Annotated in this window: 1 protein-coding gene; it reads left to right on the top strand. The window is 56.6% G+C overall.

What is annotated here, in order from left to right; translation table 11 throughout:
- Positions 1-318: di-heme oxidoredictase family protein (locus Q4563_RS18270; RefSeq protein WP_303605517.1), on the top strand; the 318-nt coding region annotated here is incomplete at both ends.

The raw sequence follows: 318 nt of genomic DNA, 5'->3' as shown, positions 1-318 counted from the left end.
CAACTTGATCAGCTGGTGTTTTATCATCAAACGCTGGCATTACCTGCCCGACGTCAGCCCGAGGCACCGAACGTACAACTTGGCGAACAGCTGTTTTATCAAGCCGGTTGTGAGAGCTGCCATCGAGCACAATTCAAAACCGCGGCCAATGCCAGCCCGGCGATTCTGGCCAATCGCACCATTCAGCCCTGGAGTGATTTGCTCTTGCACGATATGGGGCCAGAGCTGGCGGATAATCGCCCGGATTTTAACGCCAGCGGTCAGGAATGGCGGACGACGCCATTATGGGGAATCGGGCTCGCGGACAAGGTCTCCGAC

This window comes from Gilvimarinus sp. 1_MG-2023 (assembly GCF_030548285.1).
Note: the sequence above shows the minus strand (reverse complement) of the source record. Positions and strands in the feature narration are given on the sequence as shown.